This window comes from Streptomyces marokkonensis (genome assembly GCF_039539045.1).
GTDB classification, from domain to species: Bacteria; Actinomycetota; Actinomycetes; order Streptomycetales; family Streptomycetaceae; genus Streptomyces; species Streptomyces marokkonensis.
In genome coordinates this window covers 40,261-56,644 of the sequence record NZ_BAABCQ010000028.1, presented here as the reverse complement: position 1 = coordinate 56,644, position 16,384 = coordinate 40,261, and the positions used below count along the sequence as shown (strand labels likewise).

Here is a 16,384-nt window from a genome sequence, read left to right as displayed (position 1 = left end):
GGCAAATGGATAATCAACACAGGTCAACGAGAGGATGCATATGGTGCGCGTAGGACTGACCACGGAGCGTCTGGTCCGGGCGGGCGCGGAACTGGCGGACGAGGTCGGTTTCGACCAGGTCACGGTCTCCGCGCTGGCCAGACACTTCGACGTCAAGGTCGCGAGTCTGTACTCGCACGTGCGCAACTCCCATGACCTCAAGACCCGGATCGCCCTGCTCGCCCTCGCCGAACTCGCCGACCGGGGCAGCACGGCACTGGCCGGGCGAGCAGGCAAGGACGCCCTCGCCGCCTTCGCGAACGTCTACCGCGACTACGCCCGGGAACACCCCGGCCGCTACGCCGCGGCCCAGCTCCGGCTGGACCCGGAGACGGCGGCGGTCAGCGCGGGCGTCCGCCACGCACAGATGACCCGGGCCATCCTGCGCGGCTACGACCTGGCGGAGCCCGACCAGACCCACGCGGTCCGGCTGCTGGGCAGTGTCTTCCACGGCTATGTCAGCCTGGAGATGGGCGGCGGCTTCAGTCACAGCGCCCCCGACACGCAGGAGACGTGGACGCGGATCGTGGACGCCCTCGACGCCCTGCTCCGCAACTGGCCCGCAGCGTGAACCGCGCACCGTCAAACCCTGCGCGGTGGAGCCGAGCCGGAATCGGGAGCCGAGCCGGAACCTGAAGCCGAGCCGGAACCGGGAAGCCGAGCCCGCACCGTGAAGCCGGCACGGGCAACCCCCGCATGGTTCGGTGGAGCCCGCACCGGACACCTCGTCACCACCACATCAGCCGGAGGCGGCATGAACACGCACACCAACGACGACCGGATCGACTGGATCACCACGCCGATCACTCGGGACCACCTGCGCGGCGCCCTCGACCTGGAGCGCACCGAGCACGGACTGCTGCCGCACCGGCTGCCCGCCCGGGCCCGAACCCGGAACACCGACGGACAGCTGGCCATGGCCGAGTCCCAGCCCTCCGGCGTACGCCTGGCCCTGCGCACCCGGGCCACCGCTCTCGAACTGGACACCCTGCCCACCAAACGGGTCTACGTCGGCGTCCCGCCCCGCCCGGACGGCCTGTACGACCTGCTCGTCGACGGGCGCCCGACCGGCCAGGGCAGTGTCGCGGGCGGCAACACCCTCACCATCGACATGACCACCGGCACGGCGGGCGTCGAGCCCGGCCCCGTCGGCACTCTGCGCTTCGCCGGCCTGCCCGAGGGCAGCAAGGACATCGAGGTCTGGTTGCCGCACAACGAGACCACCGAACTCGTCGCCCTGCGCACCGACGCTCCCGTCGAGCCCGCCCCGGGCACGGGCCGCAGGGTCTGGCTGCACCACGGCAGTTCGATCAGCCAGGGCTCCGACGCCGCGAGCCCCGCCACCACGTGGCCCGCACTCGCCGCCTCCCTCGGCGGCGTCGAACTCGTCAACCTGGGCCTGGCCGGCAGCGCCCTGCTCGACCCGTTCACCGCGCGGGCCATGCGCGACACCCCCGCCGACCTGATCAGTGTCAAGATCGGCATCAACGTGGTCAACAGCGACGCCATGCGGCTGCGTGCCTTCGGCCCCGCCGTGCACGGCTTCCTCGACACCGTCCGCGAAGGTCACCCCACAACCCCGCTGCTGGTCGTCGCGCCCATCCTGTGCCCCACCCATGAGGACACCCCCGGCCCCCTCGCTCCCGACTTCTCCGGCCTCGGCGAGGGACGACTGCGGTTCGTGGCCACGGGTGACCCGGCGGACCGAGCGAGCGGGAAACTGACTCTCAACGTCATCCGGGACGAGCTGGCCCGGATCGTGGCCCAGCGGGCGCCCGACGACCCCAACCTGCACTACCTGGACGGCCGCGACCTCTACGGCGAGGGCGACGCCGCCGAGCTGCCGCTGCCCGACGGGGTCCACCCGGACGCGGCCACCCACCGGCGTATCGGCGAACGCTTCGCCGGTCTGGCATTCACTGAGCGCGGCGCCTTCTCCGGCTGACCCTCACCCCCTGACGACCGCGGCGAACCGCCGGGCGACCTCGCGCCAGACGGCCTCGGCCGCGAGGTCGTCGCGTTCCGCCCGGCCGAAGAGTTCCGCCGGGTCCAGACCCCCGGCCCGGATCCGCTCCGGGTCCCACGACCGGACCCGGTCCGCGCCCGCCTCGGGATGGAACTGCACTCCCCACGCCCGGTCACCGACCCGGAACGCCTGGTACGGGCACCGTTCGCTCTCCATCAGCCAGGCGGCGCCCGGCGGCAGGGCGGTGACTGCGTCCACATGGTGCTCGACCGCCGTGACCCGCTCCGGCAGCCCCCCGAAGAGCGGATCACCCGCCGCCTCCGACCGCAGGGTGAGCGGCGTACTGCCGAACTCCGGTTCGCCGTGGGCGCCCTCCACCGTGCCGCCCGCGACGCGGGCCAGGAGCTGCCCGCCGAGGCAGATGCCGAACACGGGAGTGTCCCGCTGCACCGCCTCGGTGACCAGGGCCCGGGTGGGCGCGAGCCAGGACGCGCGGACGTCGTCGTCGGGCAGGTAGCCGCCGCCCGGTACCATGACGCCCTCGTGCGCCAGCCGTCGGGGGAGCGGCGCACCGGCGTACGCGTGCACCACGTCCAGCGACAGCCCGTCCGAGACCAGCCAGTCACCGAACCGGCCCGGCCCGGCCCGCCGTCCGGACCGTTCTGTACCACCAACAGCCGCGCCATCGACCACCCCTCGTTCGGCACCCCTCGGACGACATCCTGCTCCACGACGGCCTCTCGCGGCGGAAAACCGCAGGCGCCGGCGGCCCGTCGGGAGGTATCGTCCCCGCATGCCTGATGAGGACGGCTACTTCGGAGAAACCGTCGCCGCGCGATACGACGAGTCGTCGGCGGACATGTTCACGCCCGACGCGGTTGACCCCGCGGTCGACCTGCTGGCCGGGCTGGCCGGCGAGGGCCGCGCACTCGAGTTCGGCGTCGGCACCGGCCGGCTCGCGCTACCGCTGGCGGACCGCGGAGTCCCGGTGCACGGCATCGACATGTCCCGGGCCATGACCTCCCGGCTGAGTGCCAAGCCGGGAGGTGACGCCGTCGGAGTGACCATCGGCGACTTCGCGACGACCCGGGTGCCGGGCCTGTTCGCGGTGGCCTACCTCGTCTTCAACACCATCAACAACCTGACGACACAGGACGCCCAGGTCGACTGTTTCCGCAACGCGGCCGCGCACCTGGAGCCCGGCGGCCACTTCGTCATCGAGGTGGGCGTTCCGGAACTGCGCCTGCTGCCGCCGGGGCAGACCGCCGTGCCGTTCCGCGTCGGCCCGACCGGCTGGGCGTTCGACACCTACGACACCGCCACCCAGGCGATGAGTTCGAACTACGTCACCCTCGTGGACGGACGCCCCGAGTACGCGTACTACCCCTTCCGGTACGTCTGGCCCTCCGAACTCGACCTGATGGCCCGGCTCGCCGGCCTGCGGCTGCGTGACCGGTGGGAGGGGTGGACCCGGAAGCCGTTCACCCACGAGAGCCGCGGCCACGTCTCGGTCTGGGAGAAGCCCGCCGTCTGACCGGCCGGGACCGGGCTGGCCGGGGCCGGACGGGGCGGGACCGGGCCGGACGGGGCGGGACCGGGCCGCGAAGGGGCGGGACCGGGCCGCGAGGGGCTCAGCGCCGGGCCATGTACAGCCCCAGGGCCTTGTGCAGCAGCTTGCTGAGCGGATAGTCCCACTCGCCGAGGTACTCGACTGCCTCACCGCCGGCGCCGACCTTGAACCGGAGCAGCCCCAGCAGGTGGTTGTCCTCGTCCAGGGTGTCGGTGATGCCACGGAAGTCGTAGACGGCCGCGCCGAGTTCATGGGCGTCGCACATCATCCGCCACTGGAGCGCGTTGTTGGGCTGCACCTCGCGCCGGCGGCTGGTGGAGGCGCCGTACGAGTACCAGACGTGCTCCCCGACGGTCAGCATCGTGGCCGCGGCGAGCACCTCACCATCGTGATGGGCGAGGTACAGACGCATACGGTCGGGGTCCTCGGCCGTCAGCGCGGTCCACATACGCCGGAAGTAGGCGAGGGGGCGCGGGACGAAGCCGTCCCGTTCCGCGGTCTCGACATAGAGTTCGTAGAACGCCGGGAGATCCTCGCGGTCGCCCCGGACGACTTTGACACCCGCCTTCTCGGACTTCTTGATGTTGCGGCGCCACTGCTGGTTGAAACCGCTCAGGATCTGCTCCAGTGACCGGCCGGCGAGCGGTACCTGGCACACGTGGCGCGGCTGTCCCGCCGCGAAGCCGTCCTCGCCCCAGGACTCGGTCTGCCGCCAGCCCATCCGGCGCAGCCGCTCGGCCACACCGTCGGCCCCGGCTTCGCGCACGGTGGCCTCGACGTCTCCCAGCCGGCGGGCTCCCGGGTCGGCGATCGCCGCCTTGACCGCCTCGGCACTCCAGCGCCGAGCCACCACCGGCGGCCCCATCCGCACCGAGAAGGCGCCCCGCCCCTTCAGGTACGCGAGCATCGGCTCCAGCCACCGCTCCAGATCCGCCGAGCCCCAGTCGATGACCGGGCCCTCGGGCAGATAGGCCAGGTACCGTTTCAGCTTCGGCAACGGCCGCAGCAGCACCAGCCCGGCACCCACGAGGCCGCCGCTTCCGTCGAACCAGCCCAGGCTCTCCGCTCGCCAGTCCGGTTTCACGTCACCCCACGAAGGTGTCTGCAGGTGGCTGACAGAGGGCCGGGACGCGACGAAGCGCAGATGTTCCTCGCGGGTGATCGCCTTCAGATGCCGGCTCATGGGCGGTGCCCCTCTGATCGATGTCGGTGGACGGGGAGACGGCCGGTGCGCGGGCAGCGGTTGCCGTCCCGCACCTCACGTCCCGCACCTCACAGGGAATACCGACGGCGGCCGATGCGCGCGCTGTCGGCCGACCGCCCACCCGCGTGCCCCGTCCGGCGCGCGTGATCGCGGCCGGGCTGCGAGCGTGGACGGGTGGGGCGGTGCGGGCAGGACGGACGGAGTGGACGGTCATGGCGCGGGCGATCTGGACAGGTGTCATCACGTTCGGGCTGGTCTCGGTGCCCGTCGGTCTGTTCACGGCGACGCAGGACCACACGATCCACTTCCACCAACTTCAGCGCGGAACCTCGGACCGCGTCCGCAACCGGCGGGTCAACGAGCGCACCGGCGAGGAGGTCGCCTCCGGTGACATCGTCAAGGGCTACGAGGTGGGCGAGGGCGAGTACGTCGTCGTAGAGCCGGAGGAACTGGACGAGATCGCGCCGGGCCGCTCCCAGACCCTCGAGATCACCGACTTCGTCGACCTGGACCGCATCGCACCGGTCTACTTCGGCCGCACCTACTACGTCGCCCCCCGCGGCAAGGAGTACCTCAAGGTCTACGAGCTGCTCCGCACCGCCCTCGCCGAGGCCGGCAAGGTCGGCGTCGCCACCTTCGTCATGCGCAGCCGGCAGTACCTGACCGCGCTCCGCGCCGACGACGAGGTCCTGGTGCTCCAGACGCTGCACTGGGCCGACGAGGTCCGCGACCCGGTCGCGGAGCTTCCCGAGCTGCCCTCGGACCGGGCGGACCGTGGCAAGGAACTGGACATGGCGATGCGGCTCGTCGACGCACTCAGCGGCCCCTGGGACCCGGCCCGTTACCACGACACGTACCAGGAGAGAGTTCGTGAGCTGGTCCGGGCCAAGGCCGAGGGCGAGGAGGTCGCCGTCGCGGAGGAAGCGCCCCGGGCCACCAACGTCGTCGACCTGATGGAGGTCCTGCGGGGCAGCCTGGAGCAGGCGCGGGGGACCGACGGCAAGCAGTCACCCGCGAGGGCGGCGGACGCCGGCGGCAAGCAGCCCTCGGCACCGCGGAAGAGCGACACCGGCCGGCAGAGGCAGAGCGCCGAGCCACGAAGGCAGAGCGCCACACAGAAGAAGAGCGCCGAGCTGCGGAAGCAGGACACCGGCCCGCGGAAGCAGAGCGCCGAGCCGCGGAAGAAGGCCGTCGCCCCCTCCCGCAAGGCGCCACCGAAGCGGGGCGATCTGCGGGAGCTGAGCAAGACGGAGCTCTACCAGCGGGCCACCGACCAGGACGTCCCCGGACGGTCGAAGATGAGCCGCGAACAGCTCATCGACGCCCTCACCGGCGGCGGAGGCGGCCGGAAGAAGAAGACGGCCGCCGCCTGAGACGCCGCACGGTGGGTGAGACGCGGCTCAGTGGGTGCTGAGCATGCCTTCCCGCAGACGGGCCAGCAGACGCGAGATCAGACGGGACACATGCATCTGCGAGACCCCGAGGCGTTCGCCGATGTCCTTCTGGGTGAGCTCCTCGACGAACCGCCAGTGGATGATCTGCCGGTCGCGTTCGCCCAGTTCGGCGATCATCGGGGCCAGTGCGTGGAAGTCGTCCACGAGCGCCAGCGCCGAGTCGTCCGCGCCGATGAAGTCGGCCAGCGCCGACTCGCCGTCCTCGCTGCCGTTGATGGCCGCGTCCAGCGAGGCGGAGTTGTATCCGTTGGCCGCCAGACGGGCCTCGACGACCTCGTCCTCCGGGAGGCACATCAGCTCGGACAGCTCCCCGGTGGTGGGGTTGCGGCCCAGTCGGCTGCGGAGCTCCTCGGTGGCGCGGGCCAGCTGGACACGAGCCTCCTGAAGCCGCCGGGGCACATGCACGGCCCACGAGGTGTCACGGAAGAACCGCTTGATCTCGCCTACGATGTACGGCACGGCGAAGGAGGTGAACTCGACCTCGCGGGTCAGTTCGAACCGGTCGATGGCCTTGATGAGGCCGATCATGCCGACCTGGACGATGTCCTCCATCTCCTCCGGCCCGCGGCTGCGGAACCGGCCGGCCGCGAAGCGGACCAGGGACATGTTCATCTCGATCAGCGTGTTACGGGCGTACTGGTATTCGGACGTGCCCTCTTCCAGCACCGTCAGCTGCTCGAAGAACAGCTTCGACAACTCCCGCGCGTCCTTGGGCGCCACCTTGGACGGGTCCGCGATCTCCGGCATCTCCGCGATGGTGTGCTCGGTGGTCTGTGCGGTCGTCGTCACCATGATGTGCCCTCCCGGGTCGATCGGCCCCCGTCACTGTCGGCTTGTCGGCCAACGACTGAGCGCCTACCCCGGGCCAACGCCCTCATGCATGGTTCCGCGCTCCGCGTGGCGGCGAAGGGGTTCCGACGCCGTGTCAGAGACCGAGGTAGAAGCGGACGGTGGTGCCCTCGTCCGACGTGTGCACCCGCACCAGATCCGCGACGTAGTGGACGAGCAGCAGGCCTCGGCCGCCGACCTGCCCGTGCTCCGGGGGCCGGCGGCCGGCGAGCGGATCGGTGAGCCGGCCCGGGTCGCGGACCTCGCAGACCACCTGCCCCGCGTCGGCCCAGATCGCCAGCGTCCCGTGACCGCCGCCGTGGACCACGCTGTTGGTGGTCAGCTCCGCCACCGCCAGTTCCGCGTCCGGCAGCCGTCGCTCGTCCAGCCCGAGCGAGGCGGCCCGGCCGACGGCGAAGCGGCGTGCGTCCGGCAGCTGCCCGGCGCCGAAGGCGATGACGTCGGCGTCCGGCGCGGGTCTGAGCGGCTCGTTGTAGCGGGCGACGACCGCGCGCCAGTCGTACGCCCCACTGGCCCGCTGACGCCCGTCGGAGATGACCGTGGGGTGGGTGACCAGCGCGTCGGCGAGGACGTCCGCGTCCAGCCGGGTCTCGTCGTAAGGGCACAGGATCGTCGCGGAGCGGCCCTTGAAGGCCGCGTTGATCAACGCCTCGTGCTGGGCGCACGCCGGGTACTCCGCCGCACTGCGCCCGGCCCAGACCGGCTCGCCGATGATGCGCACCCGTCCGTGCGCGTGCGCGTCGGCGAACGCCCTCAGTACACGGGGGATGATCCGCCCCGGGTTCCGCCCGGCCTCCGTCATGTCCAGGAAGGAGACGTCCCGCGCATCCGTTCCCAGCCCCGCCCTGATCAGCTCCAGGTTGGGGGCGGGCACGGCCACCGCCACCGGTTCACCCGTGGCGAGTCCCTCCCGGACGAACGTCACCGTCCGGTCGGCGTACTCGCCCTCCGAGCGGTAGAACAGCGCCGGATGCGCGAAGGTCCCGTCGGTGGTCACCGTGTTCATCGCGGAGCCACCTCAATCCGGTGCAGGGACGGCCAGAACAGCTCGAGTACGCGGGGGAGCTGCGGCGGCGGCTGTTCCACCACGACCCGCCCGCCGGGCAGGTTCATGGCGGTGACGGCGAGCGCCGTGACCCCGGCCACGTCGACGAACCGTACGCCGGACAGTTCCACGTAGGACACCTCCGCGTGCCGACGGGACAGCTCGGTGAGGGCCTTCTCCCAGGAGGCGCGGGTGGTCACGCTGATCTCTCCGCTGGCGCGGATGCCGGGACGACCGGACAGCGGGCCCACCTCCAGTACAGCCCCGCTCCGCAACCGGGGCGGGCCGCCCGTGGGGCCTGTGGCATCCACACTCGCTCTCCTTCGGAAATCCCCCGGGTGGTCCGTCCGTGTCCGGGGGCGCCTCGTCCGGCCAGGCAGCCTACCGCGATCGGGTGTCGTGCGCGCAGTGGGGGCAAATCGTGCGACAGGGGCATGAAGTGGGGAACTATCCAGTGAGCGCGTCCTCCGGAAGGGAAGACTGGGCATGTTTGAAGCCGACAACATTCGTGACTGGCGTGACCATGACGTCGTCGACAGCGACGGCCGCAAGATCGGGACCCTGGAGTCCATCTACGTCGACACCCTCACCGACCGGCCGGCGTTCGCCGCGGTCCTGATCGGTCTGCCGACCCGTCGGCGGCTGGTGTTCGTCCCGGTGGACAGAGCCACCGTCGGTCCGGGCTACCTGAAGGTGACCTACGACAAGAGCCTGGTCAAGGACGCGCCGGGAATCGACCCGGACGGTGAACTCGCGGCCGAGGACGAGGGTGCCGTCTTCGCCCACTACCACCTGCCCTACGAGCAGGGCAGGCGCGGCGAACGCCGGCTCGGCCGGCGCTGAGACCGGGCGGGTACGACAAGCGCACCGGGCGGGCGCAAGGGGCCGACCGTGCCGTCACCGGCACACGGCCGGCCCCGTCCCGCTCCACCACCCGGCGGACCCTGGCCCTAGGCAAGCTCCGCGCCGCGTTCCGCCGCCTCCGTCTCGGAGGTCGCGCTGCCCGTCGCCAGGGTGCCACCGGAGCTCTCCAGATGGGCCCGTACGAACCACTGGAACTGCTCCAGGTCCCTGAGCTGGCCGATCAGGAGGTCCTCCGTGGCCGGGTCGATCTCACCGGACTCCTTCACCGCCGCGCGCATCCCCTCGATGACGCCGGTGTACACGACGTCGAGCGCGCCGAGGTGGGCGATGGCGTCGGCCCGTCCGATGGAGTAGTCGTCCCAGGGCCGCTCGGCCACCAGCGCCCCGGGCGTGCCCTGGGCCACCCCGCCGAGCGCGGCGATGCGCTCCGCGACGTCGTCGGCCATCTCGCGTACCTGCTCGACCTGGGGATCGATCATCTCGTGCACGGCGATGAAGTGCGGTCCCACGACGTTCCAGTGCACGTGCTTGAGGGTGAGATGAAGGTCGTTGAAGGCATGCAGGCGCAGTCGCAGCACGCCGATCAGGCGGCCTGCGGCCTCCCGCTCGATACCGGGGACCGTGTACTTCGGGGTCAGGTCGTGCGTCATGGCGGACCTCAGCTCCTCATGCGTCTCGTACGTCGTTGCACGTGCACGACTGCCCCGCATCGGCGACGGCAGACATGCCCGGGCGCTGTGCCCGAGGAGGACGGGTCTCCCCCGGACGGGTGAGTCAACCGTCGGGACCTCCTGCGGGCACCGCCTTGGGGACCGTCCCCGGGGGCGACGCCGGGGCGGTGGCCCGCCGACAGGATGATCCGCATGACCACGACCCCACGGCACTCCGACCCCGACCCCGTGCCCGCCCCCGCCCGCTGGGCGGTCCGCGCCGCCCACGTCACCGCGCTCCTCACCCTGCCGACCGGACTCTGGCGCCTCCTGCCGGCGGCGGGGCAGCCGGCCGGGTACACCGACGCGGGCTACGAGGCGCTGGGCGTGACCGGATGGGGCGTGGTGTACGTCGTCGGGCTGAGCGTGGCGAGCGAGGCGCTCGCCCTGCTCACCCTCGGCCTGGTCCGGCCGTGGGGCGAGACGTTCCCGCGCCGGCTCCCGCTGGTCGGCGGGCGGCCGGTCCCGGTACTGGCGGCGGTCGTCCCGGCCGGCCTGGGCGCCGTCGCGCTGACCGTACTGTGGACCCCGTTCGCCTGGTGGTGGGCCACCCCCCACCCCGACCTGACCCCGCTCGGCGAGACGCTCCTCGGCTTCGCCTACCTGCCCCTGGTCGCCTGGGGGCCGTTGCTCGGTGCCGTCACCGTCTCCTACTACCGCCGACGCCGTCCCGCGGCGCCCGGTTCGCGACGCGCGTCGGTCACGGGGCTGTAGGGAGCCTGCCCGTGACTGGTTCTGCCCTCCGCGCGGCGGGTGCGCCGGGACGGGCGCCGGCGACGTCAGGACGGCGGAGCGGGCAGTGGCATCGCGCTGAGCGCGCGCGCCGCGTGGACGAGGTTGGACGCCATGGCCCGGCCGGTGGAGGTCGACCAGTCGTGGCCGCGGTCGTCGTCGAGGTAGTCGGGACCGGGCCCGGGGCCGAGGTGCCAGTAGGTCCAGGCCTGCCCCGGAATGGTGTACCCGATGTCCGCGAGCCCCCCGCTGATCTCGCTGATGACGTGGTGGGCCCCGTCCTCGTTGCCGGTGACCAGGACCCCGGCGACGCGGTTGTAGGCGACGGGACGCTCCTCGCCGTCGGTCTCGCCGAGCATGGCGTCCATCCGTTCGAGTACCCGCTGGGCGACCGAGGACGGTCGGCCGAGCCAGGTCGGCGACGCGATGATCAGGATCTCCGACGACAGCAGCTTCTCGTGTACGCCCGGCCAGTCGTCGCCGTCGCCCATGTCGGTCTCGACCCCGGGTTTCAGGTTCAGGTCGACGGCCCGTACGACGTCCACCTCCGCCCCGTGGCCTTTCAATGCCGCGATGACCGTGGCGGCGAGGGCCTCGGTGTTCGACGGCTGCGGGGAGGGCTTGAGGGTGCAGTTGATGACGAGTGCGCGCATGCCTACCCCTCTTCCCCGGGCGACGGGTTCCGATCGTCGTACCGGAAGACCGTTCACCCGTCCGGACGCGGGGCGCCCGGAGCGCCGTCGGCCGGTGACGACTCCGACCGTCCCGCTTCGACTCGCGTTCGTCCTCACCCGGCCGGGGCCAACGGCCGCTCTTCCGGTCCTGGTCGTCTTCGGCGCGGACGACGTCCACGCGCCCGGTCACCTCCCCGGCGTCGAGCAACCCGAGCGCTTCAACGCCGCGTTGCCGGAGTTCCTGGCCGCGCGCGTGTGACCGTGTACCGCTCGCCGGAGATGTCAAGGTTTCCTTGACAAGGTGCATGCTGTCAAGGAAACCTTGACAGCATGCACACTTCGACGCGCTCCGCTCCAGCCGCGCCGGCGGCCGCCACCGGTCTGCTCGCCGTGGTCACCGCGCTGATCGCTCTGGCGATCTCCCTCGTCGACGACCTCGGCACCCCGGCCTACGTCGTCCTGGTGGCCGCCGACCTCCTGGTCGTCCTCGTCATGGGAGTACTCCTCGCCGCTTCCCTGTCGGGGAACGCCCCGACCACCGCCGACGCCGCGCGTCTGGAGCGGGATCTGGAGAAGCTCGACGGCCTGGAGCCACTGCGCGGCGACGAGACGAAGGGGGCACGGCGGTGAGCGGGACGGAACTGCTCACCGAGGAAGAGATCCTGCGTATCCGGGAGGGCGTAGCGGCCGCCGTCCTGGACGCCCCGGACGGACTGGTCGAGTCGCTGGAGCACGATCCCGAAGGCTATCTCCGCCTGGTGGCGGCCAGTCGCGTCGGCGCCGAGGAGACGAGCAGGCTGCTGCGCGAGGCGGTCCAGGGCGCGCGAGTCGCGGGGCAGAGCTGGGACACCGTGGGCGGTGTCCTCGGCGTGAGCCGGCAGGCAGCCCAGCAGAGGTTCGCCGAGCGGGGGCGGCCTGGTCCGGACGCGTCCGGACCGGCGGAGCGACGGGTACTGACCCCGCTGACCGCGTTCAACGAGATGCAGGCGCTCGCCGAAGCCGGCGCGGACGGCTGGCACATGGTCGACTACGGCCCGTTCTTCCATGTCGTCGAGAAGTCCGGCCGCCCCTGGGAGCACCGCAGGGTCTCCTTCGCGATCGGTGCCCGGCACCGCCGGATGGAGGAGCGGGGGTGGACGCAGGTCGGCTCCGGGGCGTTCCCGTGGCGGTACTACAAGCGCCCTGTTGGGCGCGCGCAGGGCGCACATGGTGAATGAGTGAGCCCTGTACGCGCCCCCGCGGCGGTACGGACAATGCCCAGTGGCCGTGATCACGCGGCGGGAGGGGCGGGGTCGTCCACCGCCGCCTTCCGGGGAAAGCAGGTCGAGCGCCATGCTGTTGCGTCTGCCCACATCCGTGTCCGAAGCGCAGGAGTGCATGGCCGAGGGAGCGGTGCCCATCGGCGGTGCCACCCTCGTGTGGGCCACCTGGCAACGGGACGGCTTCCCGGAACTGGCCATGTCGCTCCGTGACCTGCCCGAGGCGACCGCGATGGAACCCGAGGCGCTGGGGGCGGCGGTGGTGCTGCACCGCATGGACGACCGCGTGCCCGAGGTACTGCGAAGGGCGGCCGGCTCAGTGGGCACCGGAGCCGTACGCCGGGCGGCCACGGTCGGCGGCAACCTCGTCGGCAGCAGCCTGCGCTGCCTGCTGCCCGCGGCCCTCGTCCTGGAAGCCCGCGCCACGGTGCTGGGGCCGGACCGGGCCTACGAGACCGACCTGACCGAGGTCATGGCGAAGCGTCACCTGCTGCTGGGCCTCCGCTGGCGCACCCCGACAGCCAGCGGCTACCGCAAGCAGCCCGCCGAAGCCGGCGGACCGCCGCCCCTGGTGGTCGCCACCGCCGTGCACGCCGACGGCGAGGGGCACCACCGTCTGCGGATAGCCGTCCGCGACGGCTACGAGGTCGTCAGCGAGGCCGCACCGTGCGACGCGGGTGCCGAGGAGGTGCTCGCCGCTCTGGAGCGTACGGACGTCGGCGCCCTGCCTCCCGGAGCCCGGGACGTGGTGCGTGAGCAGGTCGCCGGCATCCTGGGCCCCCTCGCCGATCGCTGACGAAGCGGCCGACGCAGGGGACCCGCGGTCCGCGTCAGCCGTTGGCCAGCGCCTTGACGCGATCGAGCGCCCCGTTGAACTTGTCGTGGTCCCCGACGGTCGGCCCCGAGGAGGTGTACTGCCACATCGTGTGGACGTCCCAGCCTGCCGGGAGGGGACCGACGGTCGAGGCGTACCGGGCGATCCACAAAGGGTTGGTGGCGCCGAAGCCGCTGTAGTCCCCGGTGCACTGCTTCCACCAGTTGGTGGAGGTGTAGATGACGGCCTGGCGGCCGGTGCGCTTCTTGTACCGGTCGAGGAAGTCCCGGATCCAGCCGACCATCTGACTCGGTGTCCTGTTGTAGCAGGTGTCCCCGTACGGGTTGTACTCGATGTCCAGTACGCCGGGCAGCGTCCTGCCGTCCTTGGACCAGCCGCCGCCGTGGTCGACGAAGTAGTCGGCCTGGGTGGCACCGCCGGCGCCGTCCGGGATGGCGAAGTGGTAGGCGCCACGGATCATGCCGATGTCGTACGAACCGCCGTACTGCTGGGAGTAGTAGGGATTGCGGTAGGACGTTCCCTCGGTAGCCTTCGCGTAGGCCCACTTCACCCCGCTGTTCCAGAGGGTCGGCCAGGCGACGTTGCCCTGATGGCTGGAGACGTCCACGCCCTCCGTCTGGGCGGCGCGGGTCTCGGCGGGCCGTCCCCCCACCCCCTCGTTGGCGAGTACACCGCTGCCCATGTAGGCGGTGCCGCGGACGGGAGTCCGCACGTCGTCGGCCGACGCGGGGGCCGCGGCCACGGTGAGGAGGAGCGACTGGGAGGCGAGGAGGACGCCTGACGTCAGCAGGCGGCGTGAGTGGCTGGACGCCACGGCTATGGGTCTGCGCATGGTACCCATCCGATCCGCTCTCACGCCCGACCGCACCCCACGGTCGTCCAGACGGTGATCGCGCGAGCACATCAGAGGGGGGAGGAGGGCGGCCTGCCGAACGATCAGGCCGCCCTCCCCATGCCCGTCAAAGTCCTCGCTCACCGCGGCGTGCTTCCAGGGCCCCGCGCACCAGGACGGCCAGGGCGCCCACCGCCACGACGAGGGCGAGCACGCCCAGAAGGGCACGGTCGGAGACGGCGTCCCCGAGACGGGACAGGCGTTGCTCCCAGGTGAACTCCGCGTCCACCCCCATCAGCGACGGCAGCGCCGAGGTCCCGTCGAAGAGCAGGAACAGCGCACCCAGGGCGATGAACATCGCCCCGCCGACCAGTGACGTGGAGTGCAGCCGCAACCGGCCCAGTCGCACCGGCCGGCCACGCAGCCAGCGCCGCCGGCCCAGGTCGAACCGGTCCCACAGGGCCGCCAGCACGAACATCGGCACGGCCATGCCCAGGGCGTACACCGCGAGCAGCGCGCCGCCCCGCCAGGGATCACCGCCGATCGCGGCCACCGTGAGGACGCTGCCGAGGATGGGGCCCGCGCAGAAGCCGGCCAGCCCGTACACCGCGCCCAGGGCCGCGACGGAGAGCGCCGAACCCGACCGGCGCGCGCCCGCGGACCGCTGGAGCCGGCGCGAACCGAACCCCATGCCCAGCAGTTGCGCCACCCCGAGGGCGATGACGAGCCAGCCGCCCACCGTCACCAGCAGGTCGCGGTGTCCGTAGAAGAGGCGCCCGGCCAGCGAGCCCGCCACACCCAGCGGCACCATGGTCAGGCACAGTCCGGCGTAGAACAGCGCGGTGCGCCCCAGCAGCCGGGTGCGGCTGGTGAACGAGTAGGCGAAGAACGCGGGCAGCAGAAGTGCCGAGCACGGGCTGAGCAGCGCCAGCAGCCCACCGAGGAAGGCGACCACGAAGCCCGGGTCACTCATCGGTGCCGCCCTGCGCGCGTGCACCTTCGGCCGCCGCTTCGACGGCTTCGGCGAACACGTCCGTGGGCTGGGCGCCCAGAATCGGCCGGCCGTTGACGAGGAAGGCCGGGGTGCTGCTGACGCCGAGTGCGTAGCCCTCCTCGACGTCCCGGGTCACAGCCGTGTCGGCCGCCGGGGAGGCCAGGTCGGCACGGAAGCGGTCGAGGTCCTCGACCCCCGCCCCCTCGGCCATGGCGAGCAGCTCCTTCTCGGCGAATTCGCCCTTGTTGCGCTCGCGCGGATGCGCGTAGGCGGTGTCGTGGAACTGCCAGAACCGGCCCTGCCGGCCCGCGGCCCAGGCGGCCCGGGCCGCCTGCTCCGACTCCGCGCCGAAGACCGGGAAGTTGCGCCACTCGATCCGCAGTACGCCCTTCTCGACGTAGTCGCGCAGTAGTTCGGGCTTGGTCTCGCGGGCGAACCGGCCGCAGAAGGGGCACTGGAAGTCCGAGTACTCGATCAGCACGACGGGCGCGTCCGGCTTGCCCAGGGCGTAGGGATCACCGGACTCCCGCCGGGCGAGGGCGAGCAGTGCGGGGTCGGCTGGAGGAGCCGCGGACGGCGAGTCGGAGGCCGACGCGGTGGCGGGACGGTCGGCGGAGTCGTCGCCCGGGACGAGGGCGACGACGGCGACGACGACGGAGGCCACGAGGACGGCGGCGGCGAGCACCGGCCGCAGTCGGCGGCGCGGCACCGGGCCACCGCCGGAGGCGGAGGCCGGGCGGGACTTCTTGGGCATGCGTGATTCAGCGTTCATGGGTCGACTCCACGGAAGGAGGAAGAGTGAGAAGTGAGGGGGAGGGCCGCGGCCGGGCTCAGGCGCGGACCGGCAGCGGGCAGGCCTCGGCCGTCGACAGCCTGCGCAGCGCCGCTTCCGCCAGCAGCGCCATGGAGGCCACGGCGACGACCGGCTGGAGCGGAGCCCAGTAGGCCAGCGCGCCGGAACTGCCGAGCAGCAGCAGGACGAGCTTGTTGCAGACGGGGCAGCCCACGGCGAGGAAGGACAGCAGGCCGCCGAGTGGACCCAGCCTGCTGCCGGGGCCGTCGGCCCGGGGTGGGTCCGACGCCCCCGGGCGGCGGACGAAGGTGGCCAGGACGACGCCCGCGAGCGCGGCGGTGGCGGCGAGTACCGGGTAGTTCCACCACTGGACGGGGACGGTCCGGCCGAAGAAGGGGGAAGGCACGACCGCGGTGGGGACACCCACGAGGACGGCGGTCAGGGCGGCACCGGCTGTGGCGGCGGCCCACTGGGCGGACCGCCAGGACGCGAGCGCCGCTCCCGCCCGGCGCAGCGACCGGGAGGAGGAAGGCATGGGGAAAAGCTCCGTTCGAGAGGATGAGA

21 protein-coding genes are annotated in these 16,384 nt (G+C 72.1%); 10 read left to right on the top strand and 11 right to left on the bottom strand.

Going from position 1 to position 16,384, the window contains the following annotated elements:
- Nucleotides 1–40: 40 nt before the first annotated feature.
- Both ABEA26_RS09985 and ABEA26_RS09980 read left to right on the top strand, forming a co-directional pair.
- A complete protein-coding gene (locus ABEA26_RS09985) occupies nt 41–610 on the top strand; it encodes a TetR/AcrR family transcriptional regulator (RefSeq protein WP_345591146.1) in 570 nt (189 codons plus the stop codon).
- Between the two features lie 183 nt (nt 611–793).
- Nucleotides 794–1,984 (top strand): GDSL-type esterase/lipase family protein, encoded by a 1,191-nt coding sequence (locus tag ABEA26_RS09980; RefSeq protein ID WP_345591144.1) that lies wholly within the window; start codon nt 794–796, stop codon nt 1,982–1,984.
- Between the two features lie 3 nt (nt 1,985–1,987).
- Here the strand turns inward: ABEA26_RS09980 and ABEA26_RS09975 are convergent, their stop codons facing one another.
- Nucleotides 1,988–2,698, bottom strand: a complete 711-nt coding sequence (locus ABEA26_RS09975; protein ID WP_345591142.1) for a type 1 glutamine amidotransferase — start codon at nt 2,696–2,698, stop codon at nt 1,988–1,990.
- Nucleotides 2,699–2,798: 100 nt separating this feature from the next.
- Here ABEA26_RS09975 and ABEA26_RS09970 point away from each other — a divergent pair, with 100 nt between their 5' ends.
- Entirely contained in the window at nt 2,799–3,539 is a 741-nt protein-coding gene (locus ABEA26_RS09970) for a class I SAM-dependent DNA methyltransferase (RefSeq protein WP_345591140.1), read from the top strand.
- Nucleotides 3,540–3,636: 97 nt separating this feature from the next.
- Here ABEA26_RS09970 and ABEA26_RS09965 read toward each other — a convergent pair whose 3' ends face one another.
- Entirely contained in the window at nt 3,637–4,758 is a 1,122-nt protein-coding gene (locus ABEA26_RS09965) for a lipid II:glycine glycyltransferase FemX (protein WP_345591139.1), read from the bottom strand.
- 233 nt (nt 4,759–4,991) lie between these two features.
- On the opposite strand from ABEA26_RS09965, the gene ku reads away from it, so the two are divergent.
- Entirely contained in the window at nt 4,992–6,152 is a 1,161-nt protein-coding gene (ku, locus tag ABEA26_RS09960) for a non-homologous end joining protein Ku (protein WP_345591138.1), read from the top strand.
- Nucleotides 6,153–6,179: 27 nt separating this feature from the next.
- Here the strand turns inward: ku and ABEA26_RS09955 are convergent, their stop codons facing one another.
- The 3 genes from ABEA26_RS09955 to ABEA26_RS09945 all read right to left on the bottom strand — a co-directional run bounded on the left by ABEA26_RS09955 (nt 6,180) and on the right by ABEA26_RS09945 (nt 8,438).
- Entirely contained in the window at nt 6,180–7,025 is an 846-nt protein-coding gene (locus ABEA26_RS09955; protein WP_345591136.1) for an RNA polymerase sigma factor SigF, read from the bottom strand.
- A gap of 133 nt (nt 7,026–7,158) precedes the next feature.
- Nucleotides 7,159–8,088, bottom strand: coding sequence for an anti-sigma factor RsbA family regulatory protein (locus ABEA26_RS09950; protein WP_345591135.1), 930 nt, complete (start codon nt 8,086–8,088; stop codon nt 7,159–7,161).
- The gene (locus ABEA26_RS09945) at nt 8,085–8,438 is read right to left on the bottom strand and encodes an STAS domain-containing protein (RefSeq protein WP_345591134.1); all 354 of its coding nucleotides are present in this window, start codon (nt 8,436–8,438) and stop codon (nt 8,085–8,087) included. Before ABEA26_RS09945 ends, ABEA26_RS09950 begins: the two co-directional genes overlap by 4 nt.
- Before the next feature lie 175 nt (nt 8,439–8,613).
- Between ABEA26_RS09945 and ABEA26_RS09940 the strand changes: the two genes are divergently transcribed.
- Entirely contained in the window at nt 8,614–8,970 is a 357-nt protein-coding gene (locus tag ABEA26_RS09940) for a PRC-barrel domain-containing protein (RefSeq protein WP_345591133.1), read from the top strand.
- Nucleotides 8,971–9,077: 107 nt separating this feature from the next.
- Here the strand turns inward: ABEA26_RS09940 and ABEA26_RS09935 are convergent, their stop codons facing one another.
- Nucleotides 9,078–9,641 (bottom strand): Dps family protein, encoded by a 564-nt coding sequence (locus tag ABEA26_RS09935; RefSeq protein ID WP_345591132.1) that lies wholly within the window; start codon nt 9,639–9,641, stop codon nt 9,078–9,080.
- A gap of 213 nt (nt 9,642–9,854) precedes the next feature.
- Between ABEA26_RS09935 and ABEA26_RS09930 the strand changes: the two genes are divergently transcribed.
- Entirely contained in the window at nt 9,855–10,415 is a 561-nt protein-coding gene (locus ABEA26_RS09930; protein WP_345591131.1) for a hypothetical protein, read from the top strand.
- Nucleotides 10,416–10,480: 65 nt separating this feature from the next.
- Here the strand turns inward: ABEA26_RS09930 and ABEA26_RS09925 are convergent, their stop codons facing one another.
- Nucleotides 10,481–11,086, bottom strand: coding sequence for a flavodoxin family protein (locus ABEA26_RS09925; protein ID WP_345591130.1), 606 nt, complete (start codon nt 11,084–11,086; stop codon nt 10,481–10,483).
- 94 nt (nt 11,087–11,180) lie between these two features.
- Between ABEA26_RS09925 and ABEA26_RS09920 the strand changes: the two genes are divergently transcribed.
- The 4 genes from ABEA26_RS09920 to ABEA26_RS09905 all read left to right on the top strand — a co-directional run bounded on the left by ABEA26_RS09920 (nt 11,181) and on the right by ABEA26_RS09905 (nt 13,162).
- Nucleotides 11,181–11,366: a hypothetical protein gene (locus ABEA26_RS09920; RefSeq protein WP_345591128.1), complete on the top strand. Its 186-nt coding sequence runs from the start codon at nt 11,181–11,183 to the stop codon at nt 11,364–11,366.
- Nucleotides 11,367–11,437: 71 nt separating this feature from the next.
- Nucleotides 11,438–11,737 (top strand): hypothetical protein, encoded by a 300-nt coding sequence (locus tag ABEA26_RS09915; protein WP_345591127.1) that lies wholly within the window; start codon nt 11,438–11,440, stop codon nt 11,735–11,737.
- The gene (locus ABEA26_RS09910) at nt 11,734–12,324 is read left to right on the top strand and encodes a hypothetical protein (RefSeq protein WP_345591126.1); all 591 of its coding nucleotides are present in this window, start codon (nt 11,734–11,736) and stop codon (nt 12,322–12,324) included. The genes ABEA26_RS09915 and ABEA26_RS09910 overlap by 4 nt, the downstream gene beginning before the upstream one ends.
- Nucleotides 12,325–12,439: 115 nt before the next feature.
- Nucleotides 12,440–13,162 (top strand): FAD binding domain-containing protein, encoded by a 723-nt coding sequence (locus ABEA26_RS09905; RefSeq protein WP_345591125.1) that lies wholly within the window; start codon nt 12,440–12,442, stop codon nt 13,160–13,162.
- A 34-nt stretch (nt 13,163–13,196) separates the two neighbouring features.
- On the opposite strand, the gene ABEA26_RS09900 is transcribed toward ABEA26_RS09905, so the two are convergent.
- From ABEA26_RS09900 to ABEA26_RS09885, 4 genes are all read right to left on the bottom strand, one after another.
- Nucleotides 13,197–14,033 (bottom strand): lysozyme, encoded by an 837-nt coding sequence (locus ABEA26_RS09900; protein ID WP_345591124.1) that lies wholly within the window; start codon nt 14,031–14,033, stop codon nt 13,197–13,199.
- A 127-nt stretch (nt 14,034–14,160) separates the two neighbouring features.
- Entirely contained in the window at nt 14,161–15,006 is an 846-nt protein-coding gene (locus ABEA26_RS09895) for a cytochrome c biogenesis CcdA family protein (protein WP_345591122.1), read from the bottom strand.
- Nucleotides 14,999–15,799, bottom strand: coding sequence for a DsbA family protein (locus ABEA26_RS09890; protein WP_425587808.1), 801 nt, complete (start codon nt 15,797–15,799; stop codon nt 14,999–15,001). The genes ABEA26_RS09895 and ABEA26_RS09890 overlap by 8 nt, the downstream gene beginning before the upstream one ends.
- 58 nt (nt 15,800–15,857) lie before the next feature.
- The gene (locus ABEA26_RS09885; protein ID WP_345591121.1) at nt 15,858–16,355 is read right to left on the bottom strand and encodes a hypothetical protein; all 498 of its coding nucleotides are present in this window, start codon (nt 16,353–16,355) and stop codon (nt 15,858–15,860) included.
- Nucleotides 16,356–16,384: the final 29 nt, after the last annotated feature.

Coding starts and splice junctions, on each gene's coding strand:
- ABEA26_RS09925 (WP_345591130.1), bottom strand. CDS start 11,086: ATGCGCGCACTCGTCATCAACTGCACCCTCAAGCCCTCCCCGCAGCCG.
- ABEA26_RS09930 (WP_345591131.1), top strand. CDS start 9,855: ATGACCACGACCCCACGGCACTCCGACCCCGACCCCGTGCCCGCCCCC.
- ku (WP_345591138.1), top strand. CDS start 4,992: ATGGCGCGGGCGATCTGGACAGGTGTCATCACGTTCGGGCTGGTCTCG.
- ABEA26_RS09905 (WP_345591125.1), top strand. CDS start 12,440: ATGCTGTTGCGTCTGCCCACATCCGTGTCCGAAGCGCAGGAGTGCATG.
- ABEA26_RS09940 (WP_345591133.1), top strand. CDS start 8,614: ATGTTTGAAGCCGACAACATTCGTGACTGGCGTGACCATGACGTCGTC.
- ABEA26_RS09955 (WP_345591136.1), bottom strand. CDS start 7,025: ATGGTGACGACGACCGCACAGACCACCGAGCACACCATCGCGGAGATG.
- ABEA26_RS09915 (WP_345591127.1), top strand. CDS start 11,438: ATGCACACTTCGACGCGCTCCGCTCCAGCCGCGCCGGCGGCCGCCACC.
- ABEA26_RS09950 (WP_345591135.1), bottom strand. CDS start 8,088: ATGAACACGGTGACCACCGACGGGACCTTCGCGCATCCGGCGCTGTTC.
- ABEA26_RS09980 (WP_345591144.1), top strand. CDS start 794: ATGAACACGCACACCAACGACGACCGGATCGACTGGATCACCACGCCG.
- ABEA26_RS09985 (WP_345591146.1), top strand. CDS start 41: ATGGTGCGCGTAGGACTGACCACGGAGCGTCTGGTCCGGGCGGGCGCG.
- ABEA26_RS09885 (WP_345591121.1), bottom strand. CDS start 16,355: ATGCCTTCCTCCTCCCGGTCGCTGCGCCGGGCGGGAGCGGCGCTCGCG.
- ABEA26_RS09895 (WP_345591122.1), bottom strand. CDS start 15,006: ATGAGTGACCCGGGCTTCGTGGTCGCCTTCCTCGGTGGGCTGCTGGCG.
- ABEA26_RS09900 (WP_345591124.1), bottom strand. CDS start 14,033: ATGCGCAGACCCATAGCCGTGGCGTCCAGCCACTCACGCCGCCTGCTG.
- ABEA26_RS09970 (WP_345591140.1), top strand. CDS start 2,799: ATGCCTGATGAGGACGGCTACTTCGGAGAAACCGTCGCCGCGCGATAC.
- ABEA26_RS09890 (WP_425587808.1), bottom strand. CDS start 15,799: ATGAACGCTGAATCACGCATGCCCAAGAAGTCCCGCCCGGCCTCCGCC.
- ABEA26_RS09965 (WP_345591139.1), bottom strand. CDS start 4,758: ATGAGCCGGCATCTGAAGGCGATCACCCGCGAGGAACATCTGCGCTTC.
- ABEA26_RS09935 (WP_345591132.1), bottom strand. CDS start 9,641: ATGACGCACGACCTGACCCCGAAGTACACGGTCCCCGGTATCGAGCGG.